Here is a 26,289-nt window from a genome sequence, read left to right on the forward strand (position 1 = left end):
TATGATCCCTTTTAATGCACCTCCGGTAGTAGGAACGGAACTCGACTATATGCAGTCGGCGATGGGTAGCGGCAAACTCTGTGGCGACGGTGGGTTTACCCGTCGCTGCCAGCAGTGGATGGAACAACGGTTCCGTAGCCCAAAAGTGCTGCTGACGCCTTCCTGTACGGCCTCGCTGGAGATGGCAGCGCTGCTGCTGGATATTCAGCCGGGTGATGAAGTGATCATGCCAAGCTATACCTTCGTGTCGACCGCCAATGCGTTTGTACTTCGCGGCGCGAAAATCGTCTTTGTGGATATTCGCCCGGATACGCTGAACATCGATGAAACTCGCATTGAAGCCGCCATCACTGAAAATACCCGCGCCATTGTGCCAGTGCACTACGCAGGTGTGGCCAGTGAAATGGACACCATTATGGCCATTGCCAAGCGGCACAATCTGTTTGTGGTGGAGGATGCCGCACAGGGCGTGATGTCCACTTACAAAGGGCGGGCGTTAGGCACTATTGGCCATATCGGCTGCTTTAGTTTCCACGAGACAAAGAACTACACCGCGGGTGGTGAAGGCGGTGCGACGCTTATCAACGATCGCGCGTTGGTCGAACGGGCGGAAATCATCCGTGAAAAAGGGACTAACCGCAGTCAGTTCTTCCGTGGGCAGGTGGATAAATACACCTGGCGGGATATTGGTTCCAGCTACCTGATGGCCGACTTACAAGCGGCATATTTATGGGCTCAGCTGGAAGCGGCGGATCGTATCAATCAGCAGCGTCTCGCTTTGTGGCAGACCTATTTTGATGCGCTCACCCCGCTGGCACGCGCCGGACGCATCGCGCTGCCCTCCATTCCGAAAGAGTGTGAGCACAATGCGCATATGTTTTATATCAAGCTGCGCGATCAGGATGACCGCAGCAAACTGATCGATTTCCTAAAAGAGGCCGAGATTCTGTCGGTATTCCATTACATCCCCCTCCATGCCTCTCCGGCTGGTGAGAAGTTCGGTGAATTCCACGGCGAAGATTTGCACACCACCGAAGAGAGTGAGCGTTTGCTTCGCCTGCCTCTCTTTTACAATCTGGCACCTGTTAACCAGCGTACCGTGATTAATACGTTGCTGAGCTATTTCAACTAACATGTCGCTGGCAAAAGCATCTGTCTGGACTGCCGCAAGCACCCTGGTCAAAATCGGCGCCGGGTTACTGGTGGTCAAACTGCTGGCTCTGGCGTATGGGCCGGCGGGTGTCGGGCAAGCAGGAAACTTTCGCCAGTTGGTGACGGTCCTGGGCGTACTTGCCGGAGCGGGTATTTTTAATGGTGTAACGAAATTCGTTGCGCAGTATCACGATGATTTACCGCGTTTACGCGATGTCGTGGGTACCTCTTCGGCGATGGTGCTGGGTTTCTCAACGCTGATGGCGCTGGTTTTCCTGGCTGGCGCTGCCCCCATCAGCCAGGGGCTGTTTGGTCATCAGGATTATCAAGGGCTGGTGCGTCTGGTGGCGCTGGTGCAGATGGGGATTGCCTGGGCGAATCTGCTTCTGGCCGTGATGAAAGGCTTTCGCGATGCGTCAGGCAATGCCCTTTCACTGATTACTGGCAGCGTTATCGGGGTCATCGCCTGGTATGTTTGCTACAAGCTCGGTGGTTATCAGGGGGCGCTGCTTGGCATGGCGCTGGTGCCCGCGCTGGTGGTTGTACCGGCGCTGTTTATGCTCATTCGCCGCCGCCATGTTCCGCTCGCCTGTTTTCGCCCACGGTGGGACAACGGCCTTGCCGGACAACTCAGTAAATTCACGCTGATGGCGCTTATTACCTCAGCCACCTTACCCCTGGCCTATGTATTAATGCGAAATCAACTTGCCGCCCATTACAGCTGGGATGACGTGGGTATATGGCAGGGGGTGAGCAGTATCTCCGATGCTTATCTACAATTTATTACCGCCTCGTTTAGCGTCTATTTGCTGCCGACATTGTCGAGACTCACGGCAAAGCAGGAGATCACTCGCGAGATTGTAAAGTCGCTAAAATTTGTGCTGCCTGCGGTAGCCGCCGCGAGCTTCGGTGTCTGGTTATTACGGGATTTCGCCATCTGGCTTCTGTTCTCTGACAAGTTTATCGCTATGCGTGATCTGTTCGCCTGGCAACTGGTCGGGGATGTACTGAAAGTGGGCGCTTACGTTTTTGGCTATCTGGTCATCGCGAAAGCCTCACTACGCTTTTATGTCCTGGCGGAATTGTGCCAGTTCGCGTTGTTGACGGCCTTTTCCCGTATGCTGATCCCGTCGCATGGTGCGGTGGGCGCAGCACAGGCCTACATGGCAACCTACATTATCTATTTCGCCCTCTGTTGTGGCGTGTTTTTACTCTGGCGTAGACGGCAATGACTGCACTCATACACGTACTGGGATCGGATATCCCACACCATAATCACACTGTGCTGCGATTCTTTAACGATAATCTCGCGGCCTCGGGCGAGCACGCCCGTGAGTTTATGCTGGTCGGTCAGGATGAAGGGATGCGTTCAACCTATGGCGCTTTAACGCTGCATTTTTTTGGTTCCAAACAGGCCCTCGCGCAGGCAGTCGTTGCGAAGGCGAAGGCTAACCGCCAGCAACGTTTCTTCTTTCATGGGCAATTTAATACCGGGATTTGGCTTGCCCTGCTGCGTGGGGCGATAAAATCTTCCCAGTTCTACTGGCATGCCTGGGGGGCCGATCTCTATGAAGTTTCCCGTAGCCTGAAATTCCGCCTGTTTTACCCGCTACGCCGCATGGCGCAAGGACGTATCGGGGCAATTTTTGCTACCCGGGGCGATTTGGCCTGGTTTGCCAGAATGCACCCCTCCGTGCGTGGGGAGCTACTCTATTTTCCAACGAGAATGGACCCCGCACTGAATACGCTGGCTTATGAGATTAAGCGTGAAGGCAAACTGACGCTATTGGTGGGTAACTCCGGCGATCCCAGTAATGAACATATCGCTGCCCTGAAAGCCATTCATCGCCAGTTTGGGGACAGCGTGAATGTGATTGTTCCGATGGGCTACCCGGCAAATAACGAACGCTATATTGAGCAGGTCCGCCAGGCAGGGCTGGGGCTCTTTCATCCGGACAACTTACGTGTTTTAGACCAGAAGATGGACTTTGACGATTATCTGGCATTGCTCAGCCAGTGTGATTTGGGTTATTTCATCTTTGCGCGTCAGCAGGGCATAGGCACCCTGTGTTTACTGATTCAGGCGGGTATTCCCTGCGTGCTCAATCGAAAAAACCCGTTCTGGCGGGATATGGCGGAAGAGGGGGTGCCGGTGCTGTTTACTGATGATACCCTCAATGAAAATATTATCCGTGAAGCGCAGCGTCAGCTACTCGCCGTGGATAAAGATGCTATCACGTTCTTCAGCCCGAATTACCTTGGCCCGTGGCATCAGGCATTGCGTATTGCCTCAGGGGAGACGCGATGAGCCCACTTGAGTTTTGCGGACTGCTAATTCTTTGGCTGGTAGCATCGCTGTTTATCGCCGCGCTGACCTGGTTCGAATTTCGCCGGGTGCGGTTCAATTTCAACGTATTCTTCTCGTTGCTCTTTTTGCTGACCTTCTTCTTGGGTTTCCCGCTCACGAGCATACTGGTCTTCCGTTTTGATGTCGGAGTGGCTCCACCAGGCATCATGATGCAATCGTTGCTGGCAGCAACCTGCTTCTATGGCATTTATTATGTGACCTATAAAACGCGACTGCGTGCCGCCTCGCAGACGCGCCCCTCACGGCCTTTGTTTACGGTAAACCGGGTAGAGGCGCACCTCATTTGCGCCATGCTGCTGGCGATAGCACTGGTCAGCGTAGGCATTTTCTTCATGCATAACGGCTTTTTGCTGTTTCGCCTGCACTCTTATAGCCAGATCTTTTCCAGTGAAGTCTCCGGAGTTGCGCTTAAGCGCTTCTTCTACTTCTTTATACCCGCCATGCTGGTTATCTATTTTTTACGTCAGGATGCGCGCGCGTGGCTGCTTTTCCTGGTCAGTACCGTCGCCTTTGGTTTGCTGACCTACATGATCGTAGGGGGAACGCGCGCCAATATCATCATTGCCTTCGCTATCTTCCTGTTCATTGGCATTATTCGCGGCTGGATCTCGTTGTGGATGCTGGCGGCGGCTGGCGTCATGGGAATAGTCGGCATGTTCTGGCTGGCGCTTAAACGCTATGGGCTGAATGTGAGTGGCGATGAGGCTTTTTATACTTTCCTCTACCTGACCCGCGACACCTTCTCCCCCTGGGAAAATTTGTCATTGCTGCTGCAAAACTACGACAAAATTGAGTTCCAGGGGCTGGCCCCCATTGTGCGTGATTTTTATGTATTTATTCCCACCTGGCTCTGGCCGTCGCGACCAGGCATCGTACTCAATGCGGCAAACTACTTTACGTGGGAAGTGTTGAACAACCACTCGGGTCTGGCGATATCCCCGACGCTGATTGGCTCGCTGGTGGTCATGGGTGGCGTGTGGTTTATCCCCCTTGGCGGCGTGGTGGTGGGGCTTATCATCAAATGGTTTGACTGGCTCTATACGCTGGGTAATCGGGAAACAAACCGCTACAAGGCTGCGATTTTGCACAGTTTCTGCTTCGGTGCCATTTTCAATATGATTGTCCTTGCGCGTGAGGGGCTGGATGCATTCACGTCACGGGTCGTCTTCTTCCTTATTGTTTTTGGCGCCTGTGTGATGATGGCGAAACTGCTTTACTGGCTCTTTGATGTTGCCGGGCTTATTCATAAGCGCGGCGTCCCTTTGTCTCAGGTCTGATTAAGGATGCGAATGACTGACAATACTGCTGCTCCGGTGTATGAGCTGCGCGGACTGAAGCTTATTGGCTGGCGCGATATGCAGCACGCACTGGATTATTTATATGCCAGGGGGGCGCTCAAAGAGGGAACGCTGGTCGCCATTAATGCCGAAAAAATGTTGACGATTGATGATGATCCCCGGATTCGTGCGTTGATTGAGCACGCAGAGTTCAAGTACGCGGACGGCATTAGCGTGGTACGGTCCATTCGAAAAAAATACCCGCAAGCGGATGTCGAACGTGTCGCCGGGGCTGATTTATGGGAAGCCCTGATGGAAAAAGCCGGGCGTGAAGGTACCCCCGTATTTCTGCTGGGTGGGAAGCCGGAGGTATTAGCACAGACGGCTGAAAAGCTGCACCGGCAATGGCAGGTTAATATTGTGGGCAGTCAGGACGGCTATTTTCGCCCTGACGACCGCGAGGCCTTATTCGAGCGCATCCGCGACAGCGGGGCCAGGATCGTGACGGTAGCGATGGGCTCTCCACGGCAGGAGATTCTGATGCGTGATTGCCGTGTCGTTCATCCACACGCGTTGTATATGGGAGTAGGAGGCACCTACGATGTCTTTACCGGGCACGTAAAACGCGCCCCTGAGGTATGGCAGCGGATGGGCCTCGAGTGGCTATATCGTCTTCTCTCTCAGCCAAGTCGCATCACACGGCAGTTACGATTGCTGCGTTATCTCTCCTGGCACTACCGGGGTAATTTATAATTTCCTGCCGTCGCGCCGCCCTGGCGCGACGGATCCGCTGTTTTATTGCGCGAAACATAGAATTTTTTTACGCATCGTTTGCCATTTCTCTTAATTTAATAAACCATTCGCACACTCAATGCATTGTGGCGTTATCGTTCGCACATTAAACGCCGGGATCGGTGCATTGCTGCACGTTACTCTCATAAAAACAACCCGCCAGGCGGGAAACGCAAACACAACAGAGGTTATATGGCCGAAAACAAACCCGAGCTCCAGCGCGGCCTGGAGTCTCGTCACATTGAATTAATTGCCCTTGGCGGCACTATCGGGGTCGGGCTCTTTATGGGTGCTGCGAGCACCCTGAAGTGGGCGGGCCCTTCCGTCTTACTGGCGTATATCATCGCCGGGCTATTCGTATTCTTCATTATGCGTTCTATGGGCGAAATGCTGTTCGTCGAACCGGTCGCAGGCTCCTTCGCCGTGTATGCGCATCGCTACATGAGCCCCTTCTTTGGTTATCTCACCGCATGGTCCTACTGGTTTATGTGGATGGCGGTAGGGATTTCCGAAATCACTGCCATCGGCGTTTACGTCCAGTTCTGGTTCCCTGAGATGGCGCAGTGGATACCGGCGCTGATTGCCGTCGGGCTGGTGGCAATGGCTAACCTTGCGGCAGTTCGCCTGTACGGTGAGATTGAGTTCTGGTTTGCGATGATCAAAGTCACCACCATCATTGTGATGATTGTGGTGGGGCTGGGCGTTATTTTCTTCGGCTTCGGCAATGGCGGCCACTCTATTGGTTTCGGCAACCTTACCCAGCATGGCGGTTTCTTTGCCGGCGGCTGGAAAGGCTTCCTGACGGCGCTGTGTATTGTTGTGGCGTCTTACCAGGGGGTGGAACTGATTGGCATTACCGCAGGTGAAGCGAAAAATCCGCAGGTCACGCTACGCAGTGCGGTCAGTAAGGTGCTCTGGCGCATCCTGATTTTCTATGTGGGTGCCATCTTCGTGATTGTGACGATTTTCCCGTGGAATGAAATTGGTACTAACGGAAGCCCATTTGTGCTGACCTTCGCTAAGATTGGCATTACTGCGGCGGCAGGGATCATTAACTTCGTGGTACTGACTGCAGCGCTCTCCGGCTGTAACAGCGGTATGTACAGCTGCGGGCGCATGCTCTACGCGCTGGCTAAAAACCGTCAGTTGCCGGCCTCGGTGGCGAAAGTGTCAAAAAGCGGTGTACCGGTAGCGGGGGTGAGCATCTCTATTGTGATCCTGCTGATTGGTTCCTGCCTGAACTACATCATTCCTAATCCACAACGTGTATTCGTCTATGTTTACAGTGCGAGTGTGCTGCCGGGTATGGTGCCGTGGTTTGTGATTCTGGTCAGCCAGCTGCGCTTCCGTATTGCCCACAAACAGGCGATCGCCAGCCATCCATTCCGATCTATTCTCTTCCCGTGGGCCAACTACGCCACGATGGCGTTTTTAGTGTGCGTACTGATCGGCATGGCGTTCAATGAAGATACGCGTATGTCACTGTTTGTCGGCATCCTCTTTATGGCTGTCGTGAGCGTGGTTTATAAGCTTTTGGGCTTTGGTCGCCGTGTTGAAAGCCCTGAAGTGGGGGAATAATCACCAAAATGCGCAAAGCATAACCAAACGCGCATTTTATTTAAAAAGGCACTAGACAGAGGGGGGGGAAGTCCGTATTATCCACCCCCGCAACGGCGCTAAGCGCCCGTAGCTCAGCTGGATAGAGCGCTGCCCTCCGGAGGCAGAGGTCTCAGGTTCGAATCCTGTCGGGCGCACCATTTAACCCGGTGCTTGATGAGCTGCGGTGGACTGTAAAAGACAGGGCCGCGTGAAAGAATTTGTAGTGGTGGCTATAGCTCAGTTGGTAGAGCCCTGGATTGTGATTCCAGTTGTCGTGGGTTCGAGTCCCATTAGCCACCCCATTAATTTGAAGTAAAAGTTTAGTTGTAAAAAGTTTCGTGGAATGCGAAGGTGGCGGAATTGGTAGACGCGCTAGCTTCAGGTGTTAGTGTCCTTAGGATGTGGGGGTTCGAGTCCCCCCCCTCGCACCACAACTTTGATTAAACAAAAAGTCAAAAAGCAGTACATCGGCGAGTAGCGCAGCTTGGTAGCGCAACTGGTTTGGGACCAGTGGGTCGGAGGTTCGAATCCTCTCTCGCCGACCAATTTTGAACCCCGCTTCGGCGGGGTTTTTTGTTTTCATATCCTGCGCTTTTCCTGCCTGTTGCCTGCCGACAACAAGTCGCTCCTTTTACTGTCGCCATCCGGTGACGTTTAATACGTTGATTTATAAACTCTCATTTATCTTGCCTGCGGCTTGTCTCCTCCGGACGACAAACTGGCTACGGCCAGAGGGAAGCCGATCCCTTGCTTTACCTTCTCACCGGCTGAATTACCTGCATTCCTAAAAGGTTGCGTTCTAAAGGTTTTGCTAATGCGAACCTGGCATACTATGTGCAATAATATAAGCGTAGATGCTCATTCCACCTCTTATGCTCGCCTTCGGGCCTCATAAACTCAGGAATGATGCAGAGCCGTTTACGGTGCTTATCGTCCACTGACAGATGTCGCTTCGGCCTCATCAGACACCATGGACACAACGTTGAGTGAAGCACCCATTTATGTTGTCATAAAGACCTGTTTTAACGCCTGCTTTTTAGCAGGCGTTTTTTTATGGTTTTTTGAATCAGGCCCGGTAGCGATGCAACACCAGCACGGCGATAAGCAGCATGCTGAAGGAGACACTATAGAGCGCCAGTGTGGCGCCCCACTCCTGGGCCAGCACGGCGGCTATTGCTGTCACCACGGTTGCGGTTGCCGTCTGCCAGCGCCACGCTCGGGCGCTGGCCCAGGCGACCCGCTCCGTTGTAAAACCGGCAAGTAAACTAAAGGTGCCTGCTGCAAACAGGACATTCGATGCCAGATGGGCGATAAAAATCAGCCCTGCCGCGAAAAGCGCCTTGTCTGAACTGAACGGCAACATACCGTAGGCCCCCAGAAATACCCCAAGGTTCATCAGCAAAAGGCGATTCCGGCGTGCATAAACGGGAAGTTTCTCGCCATTGAGTAATAGCGGTCCACACAGCTGACCCAGACTACGGGCGAAGAGCAGAGGCAACGCGATGCCGGTTGCTTCCTCAGGACGTATCTGTTGCACCAGCGCCGGCATTAAGGCCATTGCTGGTGAGCCTACAGCAGCCAGCACGGGAAGTATCAGCAGGCTGCGTTTTTGTATTCGGCTGAGTAAAGACCAGGCTAACGGCGGTGCCGCTTGAGGCGCGTCATCTTCTGAATGTCGGCCGTGGTAAGCAAGATACGTCAGAACGAGTAAGGTGATGGCAACCATAAAACTTAACGCATCAATACTCAGCAGCAGCAGCGGATCGACCCGCCCATACAGCATCACGCCAAGGCCCGTGCCGAGCAGGACCTGAGCCGCAAATATCACATTCTCCAGCGCCGTCGCTGCCGGAAGCTCCTGAGGAGATAAACCGCGCTTGAATATCAGCGTCAGCGCAGGCCATGCCATGCCAGCCAGTAATGCCTCCACCGACTGAACCATCAGTAACGCCGTTATGCTGTGCTGTAGCAGACCCACCAGAGGAAGCGACAGCGCGAGCAGTCCCAGCGTTTCGGAAAAGACCAGAACCCGAACAGGCGAGTAGCGACGGCAAAGCTTTTCCCCCAGATGACTGCCCACAAGGCCAGGTAACGTCGCCAGTATATAAGCGAGCGTTAGCGTTGATGCCGACGCGCCCCAGTCCAGTAGCAGGCCAAAAACCAGCACCTGTGTTAATCCGTTGCCAAGAGACGATAAAACAAATGCGCCAAGCAGCAGACGCAGCCAGTGATGCGCACGTAATGCACGCGCAAGTGCGAATAACAGGATATTCATGATGTGGATTTCCCTAAACGAGTCATGCCCTACAGCGAAAAGCTGCATATAAAAAAAATGGGTAACTCAGGGAAATCGTTACATTGGCGGGAGCGATCCGTTTTTAAAGACCAAAAAACTGTAGCACAGAAACGCGACGTTAACAGTTAAAAACGGGGCCATATGGCCCCGTAGATTCAGGAAGGTGGATTGTTCTGCAGCGTCAGCAACAAGCCGTCACGACGCATGGTGGCAGCCTCTTCGGGCTGATGGAGTCGGTCAAGACAATCTGCCAGCCAGGCATAGTCAAACGCATCCGGACGCTGTTTTATCGCCGCGCGAAACGCCAGGCAGGCTTCTTTCCATTCGCCATGTTTCATCAACGATTGTCCCAGCGTACTCCACAACAGCGGCCGGTCGCCCTGGGTCTTAATGTGTTGACGAAGCACCTTTTCAACCTGCTCGGGGTTGTTGGTTTTCAGGCGTGGAATAACCATCACCAGCCGCTCTTCATAGTGACGTTTAAGGCCATCAAGAATAATTTCCTGCGCGGTATCGTGATCGTTACATTCAATCAGATGCTCGGCCATTGCCACTTGTAACAGTGGCTGATGGCGAGTTTTACGGCTCTGGTTTTTCCACCAGGTTTTCAGCCCTTCGCTGCCCTGATCGGCTCGCGCCTGATCCATCAGGCCAATCCACGCCTGCTGCTGGAGGGCATCACGCTGGGCTTCATCGCCAACATTGGCTTTCGTCATGGACGGAATGATATCCAGCAACGAACTCCATGCCCCGGTACGAATATAGGCTTGTTCAGCAAGGCGCAAGACTTCAGGATGGCGAGGCGTAATTTCCAGCAGCTTATCGACGCCATGTCGTGCGGCGTGATTTTCATTGCGCGCGAGCTGCAAACGTACGCGGGTGATCTCGACCGGGATAAGATCGTGACCGGCCAGCTCAGTGGCACGTTCCAGATGCTGATTGGCACGGATCTCATCGCCACGCTGCTGGGCTGCTTCGGCAGCCAGCAGGTAGTTCACCACCGGTTGTTCAGCGTGATCGGCGTTCTTCGCCATAAGCTTCTCAACCTGCTGGTAATCACCTTCGGCCAGTTTCAGCAATGCCTGTTCCGTCTGTTTACGGGCGCGACGGCGCTTACGACCCACGAACCAGCCGCGCGTGTGCGCCCCGGTACGGAAAATCCGCCGTAACAGCCACTCAATAGCAAACAACACCACAAGGGCAAGAATCAGAATGATGACAAGGCCGGTAACACTGGTTTCAATATTGTAATTATCCGTCTGGATAAGCACATAACCCTGGTGACCCGCGATCATCGGGCCAACTACAATACCCGCCAGTAACAGTGCAAAGAGCAATAATACTTTCAGCATGATTATTCTCCCTGCGGTGCGTTAGCGGGTGCGGATTGAGGCGCATCCGCCCCGGGTTGCGTCAGCAAATTACGCACGCGGGTTTGCATCAGTTTTTCAAGAATAGGCTGACTTTGCAGCGCATCCGGGATCTCCATCGCGATGCTTTGCTGATCGAGCTTATCAAGCTCTTCAAGGAACGCTTTGGTGGTCGCATCTTCAGTGTCGTAGTAGGCGCGAACCCAGGTCGACACATTATCCAGCGCCTGCTTGTAGGTCTCTTCCTGATGACGAGGAACCGCCTGCGCCGCTACTAACAGCCGCGAACGGATATTTTCACGCAGATAGACGTCCTGATTAGGTGCCAGCAGCGGAACCGCCGTGTCATCGCGGCGGCGAATAGTAATAAAGCTGTCCATAAAGCTCTGCCAGCTTTTCTGAAGGTTTACGCGCCATTCGGTAATAGAGCTGGAGAGCTCGCTGCTATCGGCGTCCATCGGAGAATCGTCGTCGTTATTGTCCGCAAGGCGCAGGTTATCTATCTGATTGGATAACTGATTCACCTTCAGAATAATGCCGTCATAGTCCACCTGAGTGATAGCAGACAGAGCAGTGATATCCTCGGTGATGGCGCGACGAGCGGTAATCAGGCTGGGATCATTCATTTCAGCAAGGCTGATATCGGCGCTTTTCAACAGTGCAGCGGCCGTCGTGGCATCCTGATCGCTCCAGAGCTTACGCCCGGCCAGTTTGACCAGGAAATCAGCCTGGGCCAGCAGCCAGGTTTTAGCGTCAGAGCCGGATATCGTCGCCACTTTTTGCTGCAACTCATCCAACTGCTTGTTGAGTGCGGCCTGCTGGTTTTTGGCTTCGTCCAGCTGCGTCGCTTGCTGCTTGATAACGTCTTCCAGCCCGGCTTTTTGTTTATCCTGGGCCTGCTGTAAAGCAATGACCTGATTTGCCAGCTCGTCGTTCGTCGCACGTATAACGGTGGTCTGATGCTTGACCCAGCCATAAAGACCGACGCCTGCGGCCAGTGCGATAGCAATTGCAATCACACTCAGTGCAAGACTCGTCTTGCCAGCGCGGTTGTTCTTCTCGGCTTTTTCGGGCGGCGGCGTTGTGCCATCAACCTGTTTGGTCTCTTCAACCACGGCAGAGGAGTGTTGTTGTTCCGTCATTATGGCTTCCCATTATGAGTGTTATTGTAATGCGCGAATCAGCGCATCGTTTTCTGCGTTATCGGCGACCTGAATATCCTGCCAGCCCAATTCCCGGGCGAGGTTCGCCAAACGTTCACTGACGACAAGCAGTCGACAACCCAGTAGCCAGTTTTCACGATACCAGGGTGGAGTGAGTGAAAAAAGTTGCTGTAACATCTCGCCGCTGGTTACCACCAGGGTAGTCACCCCCCGCGTGTGCCAGCGCATCGCTTCTTCTGCGCCGTCGTAATATTTCATACTGCGTTGATAGCATTCACAAAATTCTACTATGGCGCCCCGTTCCTGCAGGGTTTGACCTAGTAATTCCCGGCCACCATTGCCTCGTAAGATTAGCGCACGTTTGCCCTCAATGCTTTGTAATTCAGGCAATTGTAGTAAGACTTCGCTAATTTCACGATCCAGCGGGTAGCGTACATCAATACCGCTGACTTTATGCAGTGCCAGCGCGCTTGTGCGGCCAATCGCGAAATAGTCCGGGTCTGCAGGCCACGTAGTATGGGCCTGTTTTAAGTGAGCCTGGGCGAAGGTCACCGCATGTTGTGAAAGGATGAAAACCATGTCGTTGGCGGTGAGCGCATTCAACCGCCCGGCGAGAGAATGCAGCTCGCGTCCAGGGGAAAACTCAATCAGCGGAAAGCTCCATGCCACCAGCCCCAGAGCGCGCAACCGGCTCACAAGTATCTCTCCTGCGGGAGAGGGACGGGTGACAAGGATACTCATGCAGGCGCGTCTCCGTTATAAACGTCGGTCAGAATGTCACGAGCGCCGTTTGCGAGCAGCTCTTCAGCGAGAGAAATGCCCATTTCGACCGCCTCTGACGGCTGGCCACGTCGTTCGCCACGAATAATGTCAGAGCCATCCGGTGCACCGACTAAGGCGCGTAGCCAAAGCTCCCCCTCCGTTATTTCAGCATAGCTGCCAATTGGCACCTGGCAGCCGCCTTCAAGCCGCGTATTCATGGCACGTTCAGCCGCAACCCGCAGCGACGTTTCATCATGGTTGAGCGGGGCGAGCAGTGCTCGTGTGTGTTCATCCGCCAGCCGACATTCAATCCCGACCGCCCCCTGGCCGACGGCCGGGAGAGAGAGTTCAGGAGGTAGTGCTTGCTTGATACGCGCTGCCAGACCCAGACGTTTTAGTCCTGCAACGGCGAGAATAATCGCGTCATAATCGCCGTTGTCGAGTTTACTTAAGCGTGTACCTACGTTGCCTCGCAGGGAACGAATCTCAAGATCCGGGCGACGTGCGGCCAGTTGACACTGGCGGCGTAAACTTGACGTGCCGACAACGCTGCCCGCTGGCAAGTCATCAAGACAGTTAAAGTGATTGGAAACGAAAGCATCGCGCGGATCTTCACGCTCGCAGATGGTTACCAGACCCAGCCCCTCTGGAAAGTCTACCGGCACATCTTTCATCGAATGCACCGCAATATCTGCACGATTTTCAAGCAAAGCCAGTTCCAGCTCTTTTACAAATAAGCCTTTACCACCGACTTTAGCCAGAGGAGTATCCAGAATGACATCGCCGCGGGTAACCATGGGCACCAGTTCAACCGTCAGGTTGGCATGATGTGCCTCCAGCTGTGTCTTAACATAATGTGCCTGCCAGAGCGCCAGGGGACTTTGCCGTGTGGCAATTCTTAAAACATTGTCTAACATGCTTGTTACCGTCATTATCGTCTGTTGACCATCCTAACATTGTTGTCTTAGGGTGTCAGGTTTGCGGTTAATGCACTGGAAGTGGCGGGTTTGACCATCGCGATAAGACTCGCCTCAGTTGTAAGTGGGAATTTACACGTAGTGAAGGGTGCTACACTGGTAAGTAGCGCATCTTTCTTTACGGTCAATGAGCAAGGTGTTAAATTGATCACGTTTTAGACCATTTTTTCGTCTTTACTACCTCAAAGATGAAGGCGAAAAAGGGTAACGGCTTAATTGGCTTTTCTGTAAACATCAGGCGATATGTCTTGTACCTCTATATTGAGACTCTGAAACAGAGACTGGATGCCATAAATCAATTGCGTGTGGACCGCGCGCTTGCTGCTATGGGACCTGCTTTTCAGCAGGTGTACAGTCTGCTGCCGACATTGCTGCACTATCACCATCCGCTGATGCCGGGTTACCTCGATGGTAACGTTCCAAAAGGCATCTGCCTTTACACGCCTGATGAAACCCAACTGCACTACCTGCATGAACTCGAACTCTACCGTGGCATGCCTGCGCAGGAGTCGCCAAAAGGCGAACTGCCGATTACGGGCGTCTATACCATGGGGAGTACCTCTTCGGTAGGGCAGAGCTGTTCTTCCGATCTTGATATCTGGGTGTGTCACCAGTCCTGGCTTGATAATGAAGAACGCCAGCTGTTACAGCGCAAATGTAGCCTGCTGGAGAGCTGGGCGGCATCGCTGGGCGTCGAGGTGAGCTTCTTCTTAATTGATGAAAACCGCTTCCGCCATAATGAAAGCGGCAGTCTGGGTGGTGAAGACTGTGGCTCCACGCAGCACATTTTGTTGCTTGATGAATTCTACCGCACCGCTGTGCGCCTGGCGGGTAAGCGTATTCTGTGGAATATGGTGCCGGGCGATGAAGAAGAGCACTATGACGACTACGTCATGACCCTCTACGCACAGGGTGTACTTACGCCGAATGAATGGCTGGATCTCGGCGGCCTGAGCTCGCTGTCTGCTGAAGAGTATTTCGGCGCCAGCCTCTGGCAGCTCTATAAAAGTATCGACTCCCCGTACAAAGCGGTGTTGAAAACATTGCTGCTTGAAGCCTATTCCTGGGAGTATCCAAACACCCGCCTTCTGGCGAAAGACATTAAACAGCGTCTGCACGATGGCGAAATCGTCTCGTTCGGTCTCGATCATTACTGCATGATGCTGGAGCGCGTAACCCACTATCTGACCGCTATCGAAGACCACACTCGCCTGGACCTTGTTCGTCGATGTTTCTACTTAAAAGTGTGTGAGAAACTGAGCCGTGAGCGTGCCTGTGTTGGCTGGCGGCGAGAAGTCGTCAGTCAGTTAGTCAAAGAGTGGGGGTGGGACGAAGCTCGCCTCACGATGCTGGATAACCGGGCAAACTGGAAAATCGATCAGGTGCGTGAAGCGCACAATGAACTGCTTGATGCAATGATGCAGAGCTACCGTAACCTGATCCGCTTTGCGCGCCGCAATAATCTGAGCGTCTCCGCCAGTCCGCAGGACATCGGTGTGCTGACCCGTAAGTTATATGCCGCGTTTGAAGCGCTGCCGGGCAAAGTTACGTTAGTTAACCCGCAGATTTCGCCGGATCTCTCCGAGCCAAATTTAACCTTTATCCATGTTCCGCCAGGCCGTGCGAACCGCACCGGTTGGTATCTCTACAACCGCGCCCCGAACATGGACTCTATCGTCAGCCATCAACCGCTGGAATATAACCGCTACCTGAACAAACTGGTGGCCTGGGCGTGGTTTAATGGTCTGTTGACGTCGCGTACGCATCTGTATGTAAAAGGCAATGGTATTGTCGACCTGGCAAAACTGCAGGAGATGGTGGCGAACGTGTCGCATCACTTCCCGCTGCGCCTGCCTGCGCCCACGCCAAAAGCCCTCTACAGCCCATGTGAAATTCGTCATCTGGCCATTATCGTCAACCTGGAGTACGACCCGACCGTGGCGTTCCGTAACCAGGTTGTGCATTTTGATTTCCGTAAGCTGGATGTGTTCAGCTTTGGCGAGCAGCAAAACTGCCTGGTGGGTAGCGTCGACCTGCTGTATCGAAACTCGTGGAATGAAGTGCGCACGCTACACTTTAACGGCGAGCAGGCGATGATTGAAGCGCTGAAGACCATCCTTGGCAAGATGCATCAGGACGCGGCACCGCCGGACAGCGTTGAGGTGTTCTGTTACAGCCAGCACCTTCGTGGGTTAATACGTACCCGCGTCCAGCAGTTGGTTTCCGAGTGCATTGAGCTTCGCCTCTCCAGCACCCGTCAGGAAACGGGCCGCTTTAAGGCATTGCGTGTGGCCGGGCAGACCTGGGGCCTTTTCTTCGAGCGTCTTAATGTGTCGGTGCAAAAACTGGAAAATGCGATCGAGTTTTACGGCGCCATTTCGCATAACAAGCTGCACGGTCTGTCGGTTCAGGTCGAAACCAACCACGTTAAACTGCCGCAAGTGGTGGATGGCTTTGCCAGTGAAGGGATCATTCAATTCTTCTTTGAAGAGACGGGCGATGACGGTTTCAACATCTATATTCTGGATGAGAGCAACCGCGCGGAAGTCTATCATCACTGCGAAGGCAGCAAAGAGGAGCTGGTGCGTGACGTGAGCCGGTTCTACTCCTCGTCTCATGACCGCTTTACCTACGGCTCGAGTTTTATCAACTTTAACCTGCCGCAGTTCTATCAGATTGTAAATGTGGATAATCGGGTGCAGGTCATCCCGTTCCGCAATCAGTCCATTACGCCGGTCGCGTCTGCCAGTCAGGATAACGACGCACCGATGTTGCAGCAGTATTTCTCCTGACTCCCTGTTGGGGTGCGGCCTGATGCCCTCACCCCACTCCTCTCCCGGCAGAGAGCAGCAAAACGAGCCGTTATCCCCGGAAGCTTACCTCTTCGCCTGCCTGCTGCGTCGCCGCTTGTTCCAGCAAGTCCCAGAACGTTTCACCTGAGCGATCGCATACCCACTCGTTCTCTTTGAGATCGAAGTGGTAGCCGCCCTGCTTAGTCGCCAGCCACACCTGATGCAGAGGTTCCTGACGGTTGATAATGATTTTGCTGCCGTTTTCAAAAGTGAGGGTCAGCACGCCGCCGTTGATTTCGCAGTCGATATCACTGTCGCTATCCCGGTCGTCCAGACGCGTCTCGATGGTTTCCCAAAGGGTGTCAGCCAGGCGATGAAATTCACTGTCGTTCATTGTTGTTTCCCGTTTTAGGTGATGGCGGCAGTATAACGCGAAATATTTCCCGATGCAGGGTGTGTGCAAACTCTTGCTTTTGTGCCTTCTCCTGCGATGATAGATAAAAGAAAGGATGAACTAACAGGCTACCTACAATGAAAGATGTGTGTCGCACGCTGGCCGTAATGCTGGCCTTATTCAGCCTGACAGGCTGTGGTCTGAAAGGACCGTTGTATTTCCCGCCGGCAGATAAAAACGCGCCGCCGCCCACGCAAAAAGCGTCACCCGTTCTCCAGTCGACTACGCCGGATCGTAACGATCGTGGTGATAACGGTGGCCCGAGCCAGGTTAACTAATTACGATCCCCGTTCCGTACCCGCGCAGGTAATTGGAGTAGATAATGCAGTTCTCGAAGATGCATGGCCTTGGCAACGATTTTATGGTCGTCGACGCGGTGACGCAGAATGTCTTTTTCTCCCCGGAGCTTATTCGCCGTATGGCAGACAGGCACCTGGGCGTCGGGTTCGATCAGTTACTGGTGGTTGAACCCCCTTATGATCCTGAACTTGATTTCCACTACCGCATTTTTAACGCGGACGGCAGCGAAGTGTCGCAGTGCGGCAACGGCGCACGTTGCTTTGCCCGCTTTGTCCGCCTCAAAGGTCTCACCAATAAACGCGATATCCGCGTCAGCACCGCCAACGGGCGAATGGTATTAAGCGTGACGGAAGACGAGCTGGTGCGCGTGAATATGGGCGAGCCTAACTTTGAACCATCGCAGGTCCCGTTTCGCGCTAACAAAGCGGAAAAGACCTATATTATGCGTGCAGCGGAGCAAACCATAATGTTCGGGGTTGTCTCAATGGGCAATCCACATTGCGTGATTCAGGTTGATGACGTTGACACCGCGCCGGTGGAAACGCTGGGGCCGGTGATGGAAAGCCATGAACGTTTCCCTGAGCGCGCCAATATTGGTTTTATGCAGGTGGTTAAACGAGATGCTGTTCGTCTGCGCGTTTATGAACGTGGTGCTGGCGAAACGCAGGCCTGTGGCAGCGGCGCATGTGCAGCCGTCGCCGTTGGCATTCAGCAGGGTCTGCTGGCCGACGAAGTACGAGTCGACTTGCCGGGCGGCCGGCTGGATATCGCCTGGAGAGGGCCGGGCCAACCATTGTACATGACCGGCCCGGCAGCACATGTCTACGACGGATTTATTCATCTATGAAGCACGTTGGGGAAGAGCAGCAGGAGGCGCCTGCCGAACTGGACGACAGCGCGGTTGTGGAGTATCTCCTGCGTCATCCTGAATTCTTTATTCGTAATGCCCACGCAGTGGAACAAATTCAGGTGCCGCACCCGGTACGCGGTATGGTTTCTCTTGTGGAATGGCATATGGCGCGCGCGCGCAATCACATCAATGTGCTGGAAGAGAACATGACGCTTCTGATGGAACAGGCCAGCGCAAATGAAGGCCTGTTTTATCGCCTCCTGCGCCTGCAAAGTAAGCTGGCATCGGCGGGCAGCCTTGAAGAGATGCTTAACCGCTTCCAGCGCTGGGCAAAAGATCTGGGGCTTGCGGGCGCGACCATTCGCCTTTTCCCCGACCGCTGGCGGCTTGGCGCACCCTCTGGCTTTACGCATCTGGCGCTCTCTCGCCAGGCGTTCGAACCTTTTCGCATCCAACGGCTGGGCCAACAGCAGCATTACCTGGGCTCGCTGAACGGGCCGGAACTCCTGTTGCTGTTACCCGACGCCAAAGCCATTGGTTCTGCTGCCGTTTCCATGATGGGACGTGACGCCGATTTGGGTGTGGTTATCTTCAGCAGCCGGGACCCGCACCACTATCAGTCCGGGCAGGGCACTCAGCTTATAGAGGAGATCGCCATGATGTTGCCTGACCTGCTGGAGCGTTGGATCGAGCGCGCATGACCGACTCGCCCTTACACGCCGCCGTCGCAGATTTTCTTCGCTATCTGCGCGTTGAGCGACAGCTCAGCCCCATCACCCTTATCAATTATCAGCGTCAGCTTGATGCCATCATTGCCCTGAGCGAAACGCTGCACTTGCAGCGCTGGCAACAATGTGACGCCGCCATGGTTCGTGCCATCGCCGTGCGCAGCCGCCGTAAGGGTCTTGGCGCGACCAGCCTCGCGCTGCGTCTTTCCGCCTTGCGCAGCTTCTTTGACTGGATGGTCGGTCAGGGCGAGTTGCCTGCAAACCCGGCAAAGGGAGTGTCAGCGCCCGCCACGCCACGCCATCTGCCCAAAAATATTGATGTTGATGATGTTAATCGTCTGTTGGATATCGATCTTAACGATCCGCTGGCGGTGCGCGATCGCGCGATGCTGGAAGTGATGTACGGGGCTGGCTTACGCTTGTCGGAGCTGGTGGGGCTGGATGTGAAACACATGGATCTGGAGAGCGGCGAAGTGTGGGTGATGGGGAAAGGCAGCAAAGAGCGCCGGCTGCCCATCGGGCGTAATGCGGTTATCTGGATTGAACACTGGCTCGATTTGCGCGGCCTTTTCGGCACCGATGACGATGCCCTGTTTCTGTCGAAACTTGGCAAACGTATTTCGGCGCGTAACGTGCAAAAACGTTTTGCTGAATGGGGGATCAAACAGGGGCTGAACAGCCACGTGCATCCGCATAAGCTACGCCACTCTTTCGCCACCCATATGCTGGAATCCAGCGGCGACCTGCGCGGCGTGCAGGAGCTACTCGGGCATGCTAATCTTTCCACCACGCAAATTTATACTCATCTTGATTTTCAACACCTTGCCTCGGTGTATGACGCAGCGCATCCACGCGCCAAACGGGGGAAATAATGCGATTTTACCGACCAACGGGCCTCATCTCGGCCCTGACGTTTGATCTGGACGACACGCTGTACGACAACCGTCAGGTCATCCTGCGCACGGAGCAGGAGTCTCTGCGCTTCGTACAGCAATACCACCCCTCGCTGAACGCACTGGAAAGCACCGATTTACATCGCATTCGCCAGTCTCTGCGCGAGACCGAACCCGATATTTATCATGACGTGACCGAATGGCGTCGACGTGCGGTGGAAAACGCTATGCTTGGTGCTGGCTTAACCGCACAGGACGCCGCTGCAGGGGCTGAGGCGGCGATGCACCACTTCGCCACATGGCGCAGCCGTATTGATGTACCGCAGGAGACGCACGAGACGCTGGCGAAACTGGCTGAAAAATGGCCGCTGGTGGCTATCACCAATGGCAATGCGCAGCCGGAACTTTTCGGTCTTAACGACTACTTCAAATTTGTGTTGCGTGCAGGTCCGGATGGGCGGGCGAAACCCTTCAACGATATGTACCATCTTGCCGCCGCGCGTCTGAATATTCCTCTGGGGGAAATTCTGCACGTAGGCGATGATCTGACGACCGATGTGGCGGGGGCAATCCGTTGCGGTATGCAGGCCTGCTGGATCAAGCCTGAAGGAGCAGACCTGTTAACAGCGGCGGATAGCCGCTTGCTGCCCCATCTGGAAATTTCGCGGTTGGCATCCCTCACCACGCTGATATAATCACCAGCAGTATTGTATAAATCCACAGTATGCCCGGTAGGCTTCATGCCACCGGGCAGATGACTTTCGGCGGTGCCAATGGACGTTTCTTACCTGCTCGACAGCCTCAATGACAAACAACGTGACGCCGTTGCGGCGACGCGTTCCAATATGCTGGTGCTGGCCGGGGCAGGCAGTGGTAAAACGCGCGTGCTGGTCCATCGTATTGCGTGGCTGCAGAGCGTGGAAAACTGCTCACCGTACTCGATTATGGCGGTGACCTTTACCAACAAAGCGGCGGCCGAAATGCGCCACCGTATTGCCCAACTGATGGGGACCAGCCAGGGTGGCATGTGGGTTGGAACCTTCCACGGGCTGGCGCACCGCTTACTGCGCGCCCATCATATGGACGCGAATCTGCCGCAGGATTTTCAAATCCTTGACAGCGAAGATCAGCTGCGTTTGCTCAAGCGGCTGATTAAGGCGATGAACCTTGATGAGAAGCAGTGGCCGCCGCGTCAGGCCATGTGGTACATCAACGGGCAGAAAGATGAGGGTATACGTCCACATCATATTCAAAGCTACGGCAACCCGGTGGAGCAGACCTGGCAGAAAGTGTATCAGGCCTATCAGGAGGCCTGCGATCGTGCAGGGCTGGTGGATTTTGCTGAACTGCTGCTGCGTGCCCACGAGCTGTGGCTGAATAAACCCCATATCCTCCAGCACTACCGCGAACGCTTCACCAACATTCTGGTGGACGAATTCCAGGACACCAACAACATTCAGTACGCATGGATCCGACTGCTGGCAGGTGATACCGGCAAGGTGATGATTGTCGGTGACGATGACCAGTCTATCTACGGCTGGCGCGGTGCCCAGGTAGAAAACATCCAGCGCTTCCTTAAAGATTTTCCCGGTGCCGAAACCATCCGCCTTGAGCAGAACTACCGCTCAACCAGCAATATTCTCAGCGCGGCAAACGCCCTGATTGAAAACAATAATGGCCGTCTGGGTAAAAAGTTATGGACCGAAGGCATTGAGGGCGAGCCGATTTCGCTCTACTGCGCCTTCAACGAACTCGACGAAGCCCGCTTTGTCGTTAACCGGATCAAAACCTGGCAGGACAACGGCGGTGCGCTTGAGAAGTGTGCGATCCTCTATCGCAGCAACGCCCAGTCGCGTGTGCTGGAAGAGGCGCTGCTACAGGCCAGCATGCCGTACCGTATTTACGGCGGGATGCGCTTCTTTGAACGTCAGGAAATCAAAGACGCGCTCTCCTATCTGCGCCTTATTGCTAACCGTAATGACGATGCAGCCTTTGAACGCGTAGTTAACACGCCAACGCGTGGCATTGGCGATCGTACCCTGGACGTTGTTCGTCAGACTTCCCGTGATCGTCAGCTGACGTTATGGCAGGCCACCCGTAAGCTATTGCAGGAAAAAGCACTCGCAGGCCGTGCGGCAGGCGCTTTGCAGCGTTTTATTGAGCTGATTGATGCGCTGGCCCAGGAGACGGCGGAAATGCCCCTGCACGTGCAGACTGACCGGGTCATTAAAGATTCAGGTCTGCGCATGATGTACGAGCAGGAAAAGGGCGAGAAAGGCCAGACACGTATTGAGAACTTAGAGGAGCTGGTGACGGCGACGCGCCAGTTCAGCTACAACGAAGAAGATGAAGATTTAATGCCGCTGCAGGCGTTTCTTTCCCATGCTGCGCTGGAAGCAGGCGAAGGGCAGGCGGACACCTGGCAGGATGCCGTGCAGCTGATGACGCTCCATTCGGCGAAAGGGCTGGAGTTCCCCCAGGTGTTTATTGTCGGTATGGAAGAGGGCATGTTCCCAAGCCAGATGTCGCTGGACGAAGGCGGACGCCTGGAAGAAGAGCGCCGCCTGGCTTACGTCGGTGTGACCCGTGCCATGCAAAAACTCACCCTGACCTATGCCGAGACGCGTCGTCTGTACGGCAAAGAGGTTTACCATCGTCCGTCACGCTTTGTTGGCGAACTGCCGGAAGAGTGTGTGGAAGAGGTTCGTTTACGGGCCACCGTCAGCCGTCCGGTCAGCCATAAACAGCTGGGAACACCGATGGCGGAAAACGACACGGGTTATAAACTGGGCCAGCGCGTGCGGCATGCGAAATTTGGTGAAGGCACCATTGTGAACCTGGAGGGCAGTGGCGAGCATAGCCGTTTGCAGGTGGCCTTCCAGGGGCAGGGTATCAAATGGCTGGTTGCCGCTTATGCTCGTCTGGAAACAGTGTAACATTCAGAAAAATATCATCTTTTTGTAATCTTCTGCTAGCCTTATACGCTGAGGGGGAAATATTACCCCTTAGCGTTCCGTTGCGAGTTGACGCCTTATTTTTGCTGGCGTAACATGCGCGCACGATCACGCTAAGAGGACATTCGCCTTGGACACACCCAGTACATACTGGCTCAATTCCCTGTCATCCAGGAACAACTCCTAAGGCTATCTCCTCTTGCTGATGGCCTTAGTGGTTGTCAGCGATCTGTTTTATTCCCGTCGCGCTGAGTCAGGCTGTTTAATGGTCTGAAACGCCTTATGTTTCTTGTGTGCCCAACCGAACTGTCCAGACATTTTTGTATTGGGAGTCCCGGTCATGCTGAGCGCATTTCAACTCGAAAATAATCGTTTAACCCGCCTCGAGGCTGATGAAATCAAGCACCTCGCCAGCTCTGTATGGGTTGATTTGGTCGAGCCGGACGATGACGAACGACAACGCGTGCAAACGGAACTTGGCCAGAATCTGGCAACACGCCCTGAACTGGAAGATATCGAAGCATCCGCTCGTTTCTTTGAAGACGAAGACGGTTTGCATATCCACTCCTTCTTCTTCTTCGAAGACGCTGAAGATCACGCCGGTAACTCCACGGTGGCTTTTACTATCCGTGAAGGTCGTCTGTTTACCCTGCGTGAGCGTGAGTTGCCGGCATTCCGGCTCTATCGTATGCGCGCCCGCAGCCAGGAGATGGTGGATGGCAACGCTTATGAGCTTTTGCTGGATCTCTTCGAAACCAAGATTGAACAGCTGGCGGATGAAATCGAAAATATCTACAGCGATCTGGAAAAACTGAGCCGCGTGATCATGGAAGGTCAACAGGGTGATGAATATGACGAAGCGCTTTCCACGCTGGCAGAACAGGAAGATATCGGCTGGAAAGTTCGCCTGTGCCTGATGGATACCCAACGTGCACTGAACTTCCTTGTTCGCAAAGCGCGTTTACCCGGCGGGCAACTGGAGCAGGCGCGTGAAATCCTGCGCGATATCGAATCTCTGCTGCCGCACAACGAATCCCTGTTTCAGAAGGTAAACTTCCTGATGCAGGCGGCAATGGGCTTTATCAATATCGAGCAGAACCGCATTATCAAGATCTTCTCGGTGGTTTCAGTGGTCTTCCTGCCCCCGACGCTTGTTGCCTCCAGTTACGGGATGAACTTCGAGTTTATGCCTGAACTGCACCTGAGCTTCGGTTACCCTGCCGCCATTATTCTGATGATCCTGGCAGGCCTGGCCCCGTATCTCTATTTCAAACGCCGCAACTGGTTGTAATTCTGCCAACAGAGGTTCAGCAATTCTGCTGAACCTTTCTCTCTTACAGGCTCCAGGTCTGAATACCCTTAACCTTCAGTTCGTAATACCAGATATTCGCCCGCGAGGCGGTATAAATATTAACAACAAAGGCCAGGAATCGCAGATCGGTAGCCGCAATAATAACGGCAACTACAATATTTAGTAGTAAGATCAGAATTGATTTTTTCCATAACCCTAATATCAGCAAATAGATAATTGAGAAGAAATAGGCGAAGAAGTTCATAGACACTTTAAGCTTTTGCCCAAACGTCATTGTCTTAAACGCTTCTCTCCAGGCTGGCGTCGCGCCCCAAAAAGCGGGCAGGCCATTTTTGTCAAAGAACGAAAAACGGAATTTCCATTTTTCACTCAGTGACGGATCGTTCTGGTAATCGTAGTCGTTAGCGACGCTCATGTTTCTCTCCATAATGGTAATGATTTTTGCAGGTTCAGACTGCCGGGTCTTCGTGTGTAGGGGCGAGGAGTAAGATTAAAAACAGCAAAAAGTCGAAGCCGTTACCCACTTTAACGGCCAGGCTCTCGCATTCTGCGCCAAAAAAGAACCCCAGCCCGGCTGACGCCAGGTAAATGACGACTGAGGGAATAACCACGTAACGGGCTTTTAATCCACTGTCCCGCGTGCGTTGCGCATTGATATTCACCTTCAGGTAAGTAAACAACACCATGCACGACAGCAGAATAATGGGGCGCTCATCCAGATTGAAGGCGAGGGAAAGAAAGATAACATGCAAGAGTATATAGAGAACAATATATGGCCGACGCATAAGCCGTTTTTTGCCGGAAGGCAAAATAATCCTGCGCATCATTTCTCATTCATCCTGAACAGTGAAAATCAAACAGATTAAAACATAGCATTGAGAAATGGATTATGCGAAACAGAAATTGAATAATCCTCGATATAAATAAGCGGGCGACCATGCCGCCCGCTTATTTAGCGTGTTGATGTCCGGGTTAATGCATCTGGTCGACTGCGCAATTTATCACTCAGTGATGTCCCCAGGCCCTCACCGGTCGGCGGCAGCAAATAACCGTTTTCAACAACCGGTAGCCTGTCCACCAGATCGCCGTAGAAATCCGCCAGATAGGCGCGTACCACCTCCTGGAATATGGCGTTATTGCATGACAACCCCAAGTGCAGCGAGGCCATTAGTACCACCGGGCCGGTACAGTCGTGGGGGGCAATGGGCTTTTGGTAGGCTTCGGCCAGCGCAGCGATTTTTTTTGCTTCGGTAATGCCGCCACACCAGGAGAGATCGAGCATCACGTAGTCGAGCGCGTCGGCGGCTAAACACTCCCGAAAATTGCTCATCGTGGCCAGGGTTTCACTGCCACAAACCGGAATGCCGGAAAGGCGACGGTAATCTGCCAGCCCCTGTGGCGAATCCATTTTGATGGGATCTTCTGCCCAAAAGATATCGTACTGTCGCAGCTCACGTGAAATAGCCAGCGCTGCGGTGGTATTCCACAGGGAGTGGAATTCACACATCACATCGATTTTGTCGCCCACCGCGTCACGGATCTTTTTGAAAGGCGCGATGGCTTTCTTGATATCACTGCTACTGATGTACTGGCCGTTGCTGGCTGCGGCGAAGCTGTCTACCGGCCAGATTTTCATGGCGCTGAACCCTTCTTCAATCAAACTTTGTGCCAGCTCGTCCGGGCATTCCAGGAAGGCAACCTGATCATCATAGCGACCCTGCGGGCGCTGCTCGCCCTGTGACAAGGTGCGGCGTTGCTCACCCTGACTATTAAAATTTACCCCTGCGCAGGTGTTGTAGGCGCGCATTTTGTCGTGGCACAACCCGCCCAGTAACTGCCAGACCGGCTTTTTCAGCGCCTTACCCAGTAAATCCCATAGCGCAATATCGATAGCCGAACAGGCGCGGGTCTCCACCCCGGAGCCGTTGAAACCCAGGTAGCCCCGTAGCAGTGTACGGTTGTGGCGCTCGATATTCAGCGCCTCCTGACCCAGCAGCATCGGGGCGATGATGGAGTGGATATAGGCTTCTACCGCTTCAGCGCCACGGAACGTTTCCCCTAAGCCGATCAGCCCTTCATCGGTGTGAATCTCTACCCATAACAGGTTTGCATGTGCACGAACCCGGGTCGTTTCGATTTTAGTGATCTTCATAGATACCCCCTCGCGGATTAACTTTCTTTAATGGTTGCGCTACCATTTGCTGCTGTTAAAAAAGCTGTCTACAGGTGCAAAATAGAAAGCATTAAAAA

General features: G+C 53.8%; 24 protein-coding genes and 4 tRNA genes. 19 read left to right on the top strand and 9 right to left on the bottom strand.

What is annotated here, in order from left to right; all coding sequences use genetic code 11:
- Window position 1: 1 nt before the first annotated feature.
- From rffA to M1D91_RS00880, 10 genes are all read left to right on the top strand, one after another.
- Window positions 2-1,132: a dTDP-4-amino-4,6-dideoxygalactose transaminase gene (rffA, locus tag M1D91_RS00835; RefSeq protein ID WP_437433008.1), complete on the top strand. Its 1,131-nt coding sequence runs from the start codon at window positions 2-4 to the stop codon at window positions 1,130-1,132.
- A gap of 1 nt (window position 1,133) precedes the next feature.
- Window positions 1,134-2,384, top strand: coding sequence for a lipid III flippase WzxE (gene wzxE / locus M1D91_RS00840; protein WP_437433007.1), 1,251 nt, complete (start codon window positions 1,134-1,136; stop codon window positions 2,382-2,384).
- On the top strand, window positions 2,381-3,460 hold the full coding sequence (locus M1D91_RS00845; protein ID WP_437433006.1) for a TDP-N-acetylfucosamine:lipid II N-acetylfucosaminyltransferase: 1,080 nt from the start codon (window positions 2,381-2,383) through the stop codon (window positions 3,458-3,460). Before wzxE ends, M1D91_RS00845 begins: the two co-directional genes overlap by 4 nt.
- The gene (gene wzyE, locus M1D91_RS00850; RefSeq protein WP_437433005.1) at window positions 3,457-4,797 is read left to right on the top strand and encodes an ECA oligosaccharide polymerase; all 1,341 of its coding nucleotides are present in this window, start codon (window positions 3,457-3,459) and stop codon (window positions 4,795-4,797) included. Before M1D91_RS00845 ends, wzyE begins: the two co-directional genes overlap by 4 nt.
- A gap of 12 nt (window positions 4,798-4,809) precedes the next feature.
- Window positions 4,810-5,550, top strand: a complete 741-nt coding sequence (gene wecG, locus M1D91_RS00855; RefSeq protein WP_437433004.1) for a lipopolysaccharide N-acetylmannosaminouronosyltransferase — start codon at window positions 4,810-4,812, stop codon at window positions 5,548-5,550.
- A 231-nt stretch (window positions 5,551-5,781) separates the two neighbouring features.
- Window positions 5,782-7,167 (top strand): bifunctional threonine/serine APC transporter ThrP, encoded by a 1,386-nt coding sequence (gene thrP, locus M1D91_RS00860; protein ID WP_437433003.1) that lies wholly within the window; start codon window positions 5,782-5,784, stop codon window positions 7,165-7,167.
- 102 nt (window positions 7,168-7,269) lie between these two features.
- A tRNA-Arg gene (locus M1D91_RS00865) sits at window positions 7,270-7,346 on the top strand.
- A gap of 68 nt (window positions 7,347-7,414) precedes the next feature.
- Window positions 7,415-7,490: transfer RNA gene (locus M1D91_RS00870), tRNA-His, on the top strand.
- Between the two features lie 43 nt (window positions 7,491-7,533).
- Window positions 7,534-7,619: transfer RNA gene (locus tag M1D91_RS00875), tRNA-Leu, on the top strand.
- Between the two features lie 37 nt (window positions 7,620-7,656).
- Window positions 7,657-7,733, top strand: a tRNA-Pro gene (locus M1D91_RS00880).
- Window positions 7,734-8,254: 521 nt separating this feature from the next.
- Here M1D91_RS00880 and M1D91_RS00885 read toward each other — a convergent pair.
- From M1D91_RS00885 to hemC, 5 genes are all read right to left on the bottom strand, one after another.
- Window positions 8,255-9,463 carry an MFS transporter gene (locus M1D91_RS00885; RefSeq protein WP_437433002.1) on the bottom strand — a complete coding sequence of 403 codons (1,209 nt, stop codon included), beginning with the start codon at window positions 9,461-9,463 and terminating at the stop codon, window positions 8,255-8,257.
- A 176-nt stretch (window positions 9,464-9,639) separates the two neighbouring features.
- Window positions 9,640-10,836, bottom strand: coding sequence for a protoheme IX biogenesis protein HemY (hemY, locus tag M1D91_RS00890; protein ID WP_437433001.1), 1,197 nt, complete (start codon window positions 10,834-10,836; stop codon window positions 9,640-9,642).
- Window positions 10,837-10,838: 2 nt separating this feature from the next.
- A complete protein-coding gene (gene hemX, locus M1D91_RS00895) occupies window positions 10,839-11,996 on the bottom strand; it encodes a uroporphyrinogen-III C-methyltransferase (RefSeq protein WP_437433000.1) in 1,158 nt (385 codons plus the stop codon).
- A 21-nt stretch (window positions 11,997-12,017) separates the two neighbouring features.
- The gene (gene hemD, locus M1D91_RS00900) at window positions 12,018-12,758 is read right to left on the bottom strand and encodes a uroporphyrinogen-III synthase (RefSeq protein WP_437432999.1); all 741 of its coding nucleotides are present in this window, start codon (window positions 12,756-12,758) and stop codon (window positions 12,018-12,020) included.
- Window positions 12,755-13,696 (bottom strand): hydroxymethylbilane synthase, encoded by a 942-nt coding sequence (gene hemC, locus M1D91_RS00905; protein ID WP_437432998.1) that lies wholly within the window; start codon window positions 13,694-13,696, stop codon window positions 12,755-12,757. Before hemC ends, hemD begins: the two co-directional genes overlap by 4 nt.
- 308 nt (window positions 13,697-14,004) lie before the next feature.
- Here hemC and cyaA point away from each other — a divergent pair, with 308 nt between their 5' ends.
- Window positions 14,005-16,548, top strand: coding sequence for a class I adenylate cyclase (cyaA, locus tag M1D91_RS00910; protein ID WP_437432997.1), 2,544 nt, complete (start codon window positions 14,005-14,007; stop codon window positions 16,546-16,548).
- A 70-nt stretch (window positions 16,549-16,618) separates the two neighbouring features.
- Here cyaA and cyaY read toward each other — a convergent pair whose 3' ends face one another.
- A complete protein-coding gene (cyaY, locus tag M1D91_RS00915; protein WP_437432996.1) occupies window positions 16,619-16,942 on the bottom strand; it encodes an iron donor protein CyaY in 324 nt (107 codons plus the stop codon).
- A 137-nt stretch (window positions 16,943-17,079) separates the two neighbouring features.
- Here cyaY and lptM point away from each other — a divergent pair, with 137 nt between their 5' ends.
- From lptM to corA, 8 genes are all read left to right on the top strand, one after another.
- Window positions 17,080-17,280 (top strand): LPS translocon maturation chaperone LptM, encoded by a 201-nt coding sequence (lptM, locus tag M1D91_RS00920; protein ID WP_437432995.1) that lies wholly within the window; start codon window positions 17,080-17,082, stop codon window positions 17,278-17,280.
- Window positions 17,281-17,324: 44 nt separating this feature from the next.
- The gene (gene dapF, locus M1D91_RS00925) at window positions 17,325-18,149 is read left to right on the top strand and encodes a diaminopimelate epimerase (protein ID WP_437432994.1); all 825 of its coding nucleotides are present in this window, start codon (window positions 17,325-17,327) and stop codon (window positions 18,147-18,149) included.
- Window positions 18,146-18,853 carry a DUF484 domain-containing protein gene (locus M1D91_RS00930; RefSeq protein WP_437432993.1) on the top strand — a complete coding sequence of 236 codons (708 nt, stop codon included), beginning with the start codon at window positions 18,146-18,148 and terminating at the stop codon, window positions 18,851-18,853. Before dapF ends, M1D91_RS00930 begins: the two co-directional genes overlap by 4 nt.
- Window positions 18,850-19,752, top strand: a complete 903-nt coding sequence (xerC, locus tag M1D91_RS00935) for a tyrosine recombinase XerC (protein ID WP_437432992.1) — start codon at window positions 18,850-18,852, stop codon at window positions 19,750-19,752. The genes M1D91_RS00930 and xerC overlap by 4 nt, the downstream gene beginning before the upstream one ends.
- Window positions 19,752-20,468 (top strand): 5-amino-6-(5-phospho-D-ribitylamino)uracil phosphatase YigB, encoded by a 717-nt coding sequence (gene yigB / locus M1D91_RS00940; protein ID WP_437432991.1) that lies wholly within the window; start codon window positions 19,752-19,754, stop codon window positions 20,466-20,468. The genes xerC and yigB overlap by 1 nt, the downstream gene beginning before the upstream one ends.
- Before the next feature lie 78 nt (window positions 20,469-20,546).
- A complete protein-coding gene (uvrD, locus tag M1D91_RS00945; RefSeq protein ID WP_437432990.1) occupies window positions 20,547-22,709 on the top strand; it encodes a DNA helicase II in 2,163 nt (720 codons plus the stop codon).
- 148 nt (window positions 22,710-22,857) lie between these two features.
- Window positions 22,858-22,914: a YsgD/CorL family protein gene (ysgD, locus tag M1D91_RS00950; RefSeq protein ID WP_353889132.1), complete on the top strand. Its 57-nt coding sequence runs from the start codon at window positions 22,858-22,860 to the stop codon at window positions 22,912-22,914.
- Window positions 22,915-23,067: 153 nt separating this feature from the next.
- Window positions 23,068-24,018: a magnesium/cobalt transporter CorA gene (gene corA, locus M1D91_RS00955; RefSeq protein ID WP_437432989.1), complete on the top strand. Its 951-nt coding sequence runs from the start codon at window positions 23,068-23,070 to the stop codon at window positions 24,016-24,018.
- Between the two features lie 43 nt (window positions 24,019-24,061).
- Here the strand turns inward: corA and M1D91_RS00960 are convergent, their stop codons facing one another.
- The 3 genes from M1D91_RS00960 to M1D91_RS00970 all read right to left on the bottom strand — a co-directional run bounded on the left by M1D91_RS00960 (window position 24,062) and on the right by M1D91_RS00970 (window position 26,191).
- A complete protein-coding gene (locus M1D91_RS00960; RefSeq protein ID WP_437432988.1) occupies window positions 24,062-24,454 on the bottom strand; it encodes a DUF2628 domain-containing protein in 393 nt (130 codons plus the stop codon).
- A gap of 34 nt (window positions 24,455-24,488) precedes the next feature.
- The gene (locus M1D91_RS00965) at window positions 24,489-24,866 is read right to left on the bottom strand and encodes a hypothetical protein (RefSeq protein WP_437432987.1); all 378 of its coding nucleotides are present in this window, start codon (window positions 24,864-24,866) and stop codon (window positions 24,489-24,491) included.
- Window positions 24,867-24,991: 125 nt separating this feature from the next.
- A complete protein-coding gene (locus M1D91_RS00970) occupies window positions 24,992-26,191 on the bottom strand; it encodes a mandelate racemase/muconate lactonizing enzyme family protein (RefSeq protein ID WP_437432986.1) in 1,200 nt (399 codons plus the stop codon).
- Window positions 26,192-26,289 lie beyond the last annotated feature (98 nt).

The organism is Enterobacter sp. SA197 (assembly GCF_054131575.1).

Bases quoted from the DNA above. Each gene is read 5' to 3' on its own strand.
- rffA (WP_437433008.1), top strand. From the start codon at position 2: ATGATCCCTTTTAATGCACCTCCGGTAGTAGGAACGGAACTCGACTAT.
- wzxE (WP_437433007.1), top strand. From the start codon at position 1,134: ATGTCGCTGGCAAAAGCATCTGTCTGGACTGCCGCAAGCACCCTGGTC.
- M1D91_RS00845 (WP_437433006.1), top strand. From the start codon at position 2,381: ATGACTGCACTCATACACGTACTGGGATCGGATATCCCACACCATAAT.
- wzyE (WP_437433005.1), top strand. From the start codon at position 3,457: ATGAGCCCACTTGAGTTTTGCGGACTGCTAATTCTTTGGCTGGTAGCA.
- wecG (WP_437433004.1), top strand. From the start codon at position 4,810: ATGACTGACAATACTGCTGCTCCGGTGTATGAGCTGCGCGGACTGAAG.
- thrP (WP_437433003.1), top strand. From the start codon at position 5,782: ATGGCCGAAAACAAACCCGAGCTCCAGCGCGGCCTGGAGTCTCGTCAC.
- M1D91_RS00885 (WP_437433002.1), bottom strand. From the start codon at position 9,463: ATGAATATCCTGTTATTCGCACTTGCGCGTGCATTACGTGCGCATCAC.
- hemY (WP_437433001.1), bottom strand. From the start codon at position 10,836: ATGCTGAAAGTATTATTGCTCTTTGCACTGTTACTGGCGGGTATTGTA.
- hemX (WP_437433000.1), bottom strand. From the start codon at position 11,996: ATGACGGAACAACAACACTCCTCTGCCGTGGTTGAAGAGACCAAACAG.
- hemD (WP_437432999.1), bottom strand. From the start codon at position 12,758: ATGAGTATCCTTGTCACCCGTCCCTCTCCCGCAGGAGAGATACTTGTG.
- hemC (WP_437432998.1), bottom strand. From the start codon at position 13,696: ATGTTAGACAATGTTTTAAGAATTGCCACACGGCAAAGTCCCCTGGCG.
- cyaY (WP_437432996.1), bottom strand. From the start codon at position 16,942: ATGAACGACAGTGAATTTCATCGCCTGGCTGACACCCTTTGGGAAACC.
- lptM (WP_437432995.1), top strand. From the start codon at position 17,080: ATGAAAGATGTGTGTCGCACGCTGGCCGTAATGCTGGCCTTATTCAGC.
- dapF (WP_437432994.1), top strand. From the start codon at position 17,325: ATGCAGTTCTCGAAGATGCATGGCCTTGGCAACGATTTTATGGTCGTC.
- M1D91_RS00930 (WP_437432993.1), top strand. From the start codon at position 18,146: ATGAAGCACGTTGGGGAAGAGCAGCAGGAGGCGCCTGCCGAACTGGAC.
- xerC (WP_437432992.1), top strand. From the start codon at position 18,850: ATGACCGACTCGCCCTTACACGCCGCCGTCGCAGATTTTCTTCGCTAT.
- yigB (WP_437432991.1), top strand. From the start codon at position 19,752: ATGCGATTTTACCGACCAACGGGCCTCATCTCGGCCCTGACGTTTGAT.
- uvrD (WP_437432990.1), top strand. From the start codon at position 20,547: ATGGACGTTTCTTACCTGCTCGACAGCCTCAATGACAAACAACGTGAC.
- corA (WP_437432989.1), top strand. From the start codon at position 23,068: ATGCTGAGCGCATTTCAACTCGAAAATAATCGTTTAACCCGCCTCGAG.
- M1D91_RS00960 (WP_437432988.1), bottom strand. From the start codon at position 24,454: ATGAGCGTCGCTAACGACTACGATTACCAGAACGATCCGTCACTGAGT.
- M1D91_RS00965 (WP_437432987.1), bottom strand. From the start codon at position 24,866: ATGATGCGCAGGATTATTTTGCCTTCCGGCAAAAAACGGCTTATGCGT.
- M1D91_RS00970 (WP_437432986.1), bottom strand. From the start codon at position 26,191: ATGAAGATCACTAAAATCGAAACGACCCGGGTTCGTGCACATGCAAAC.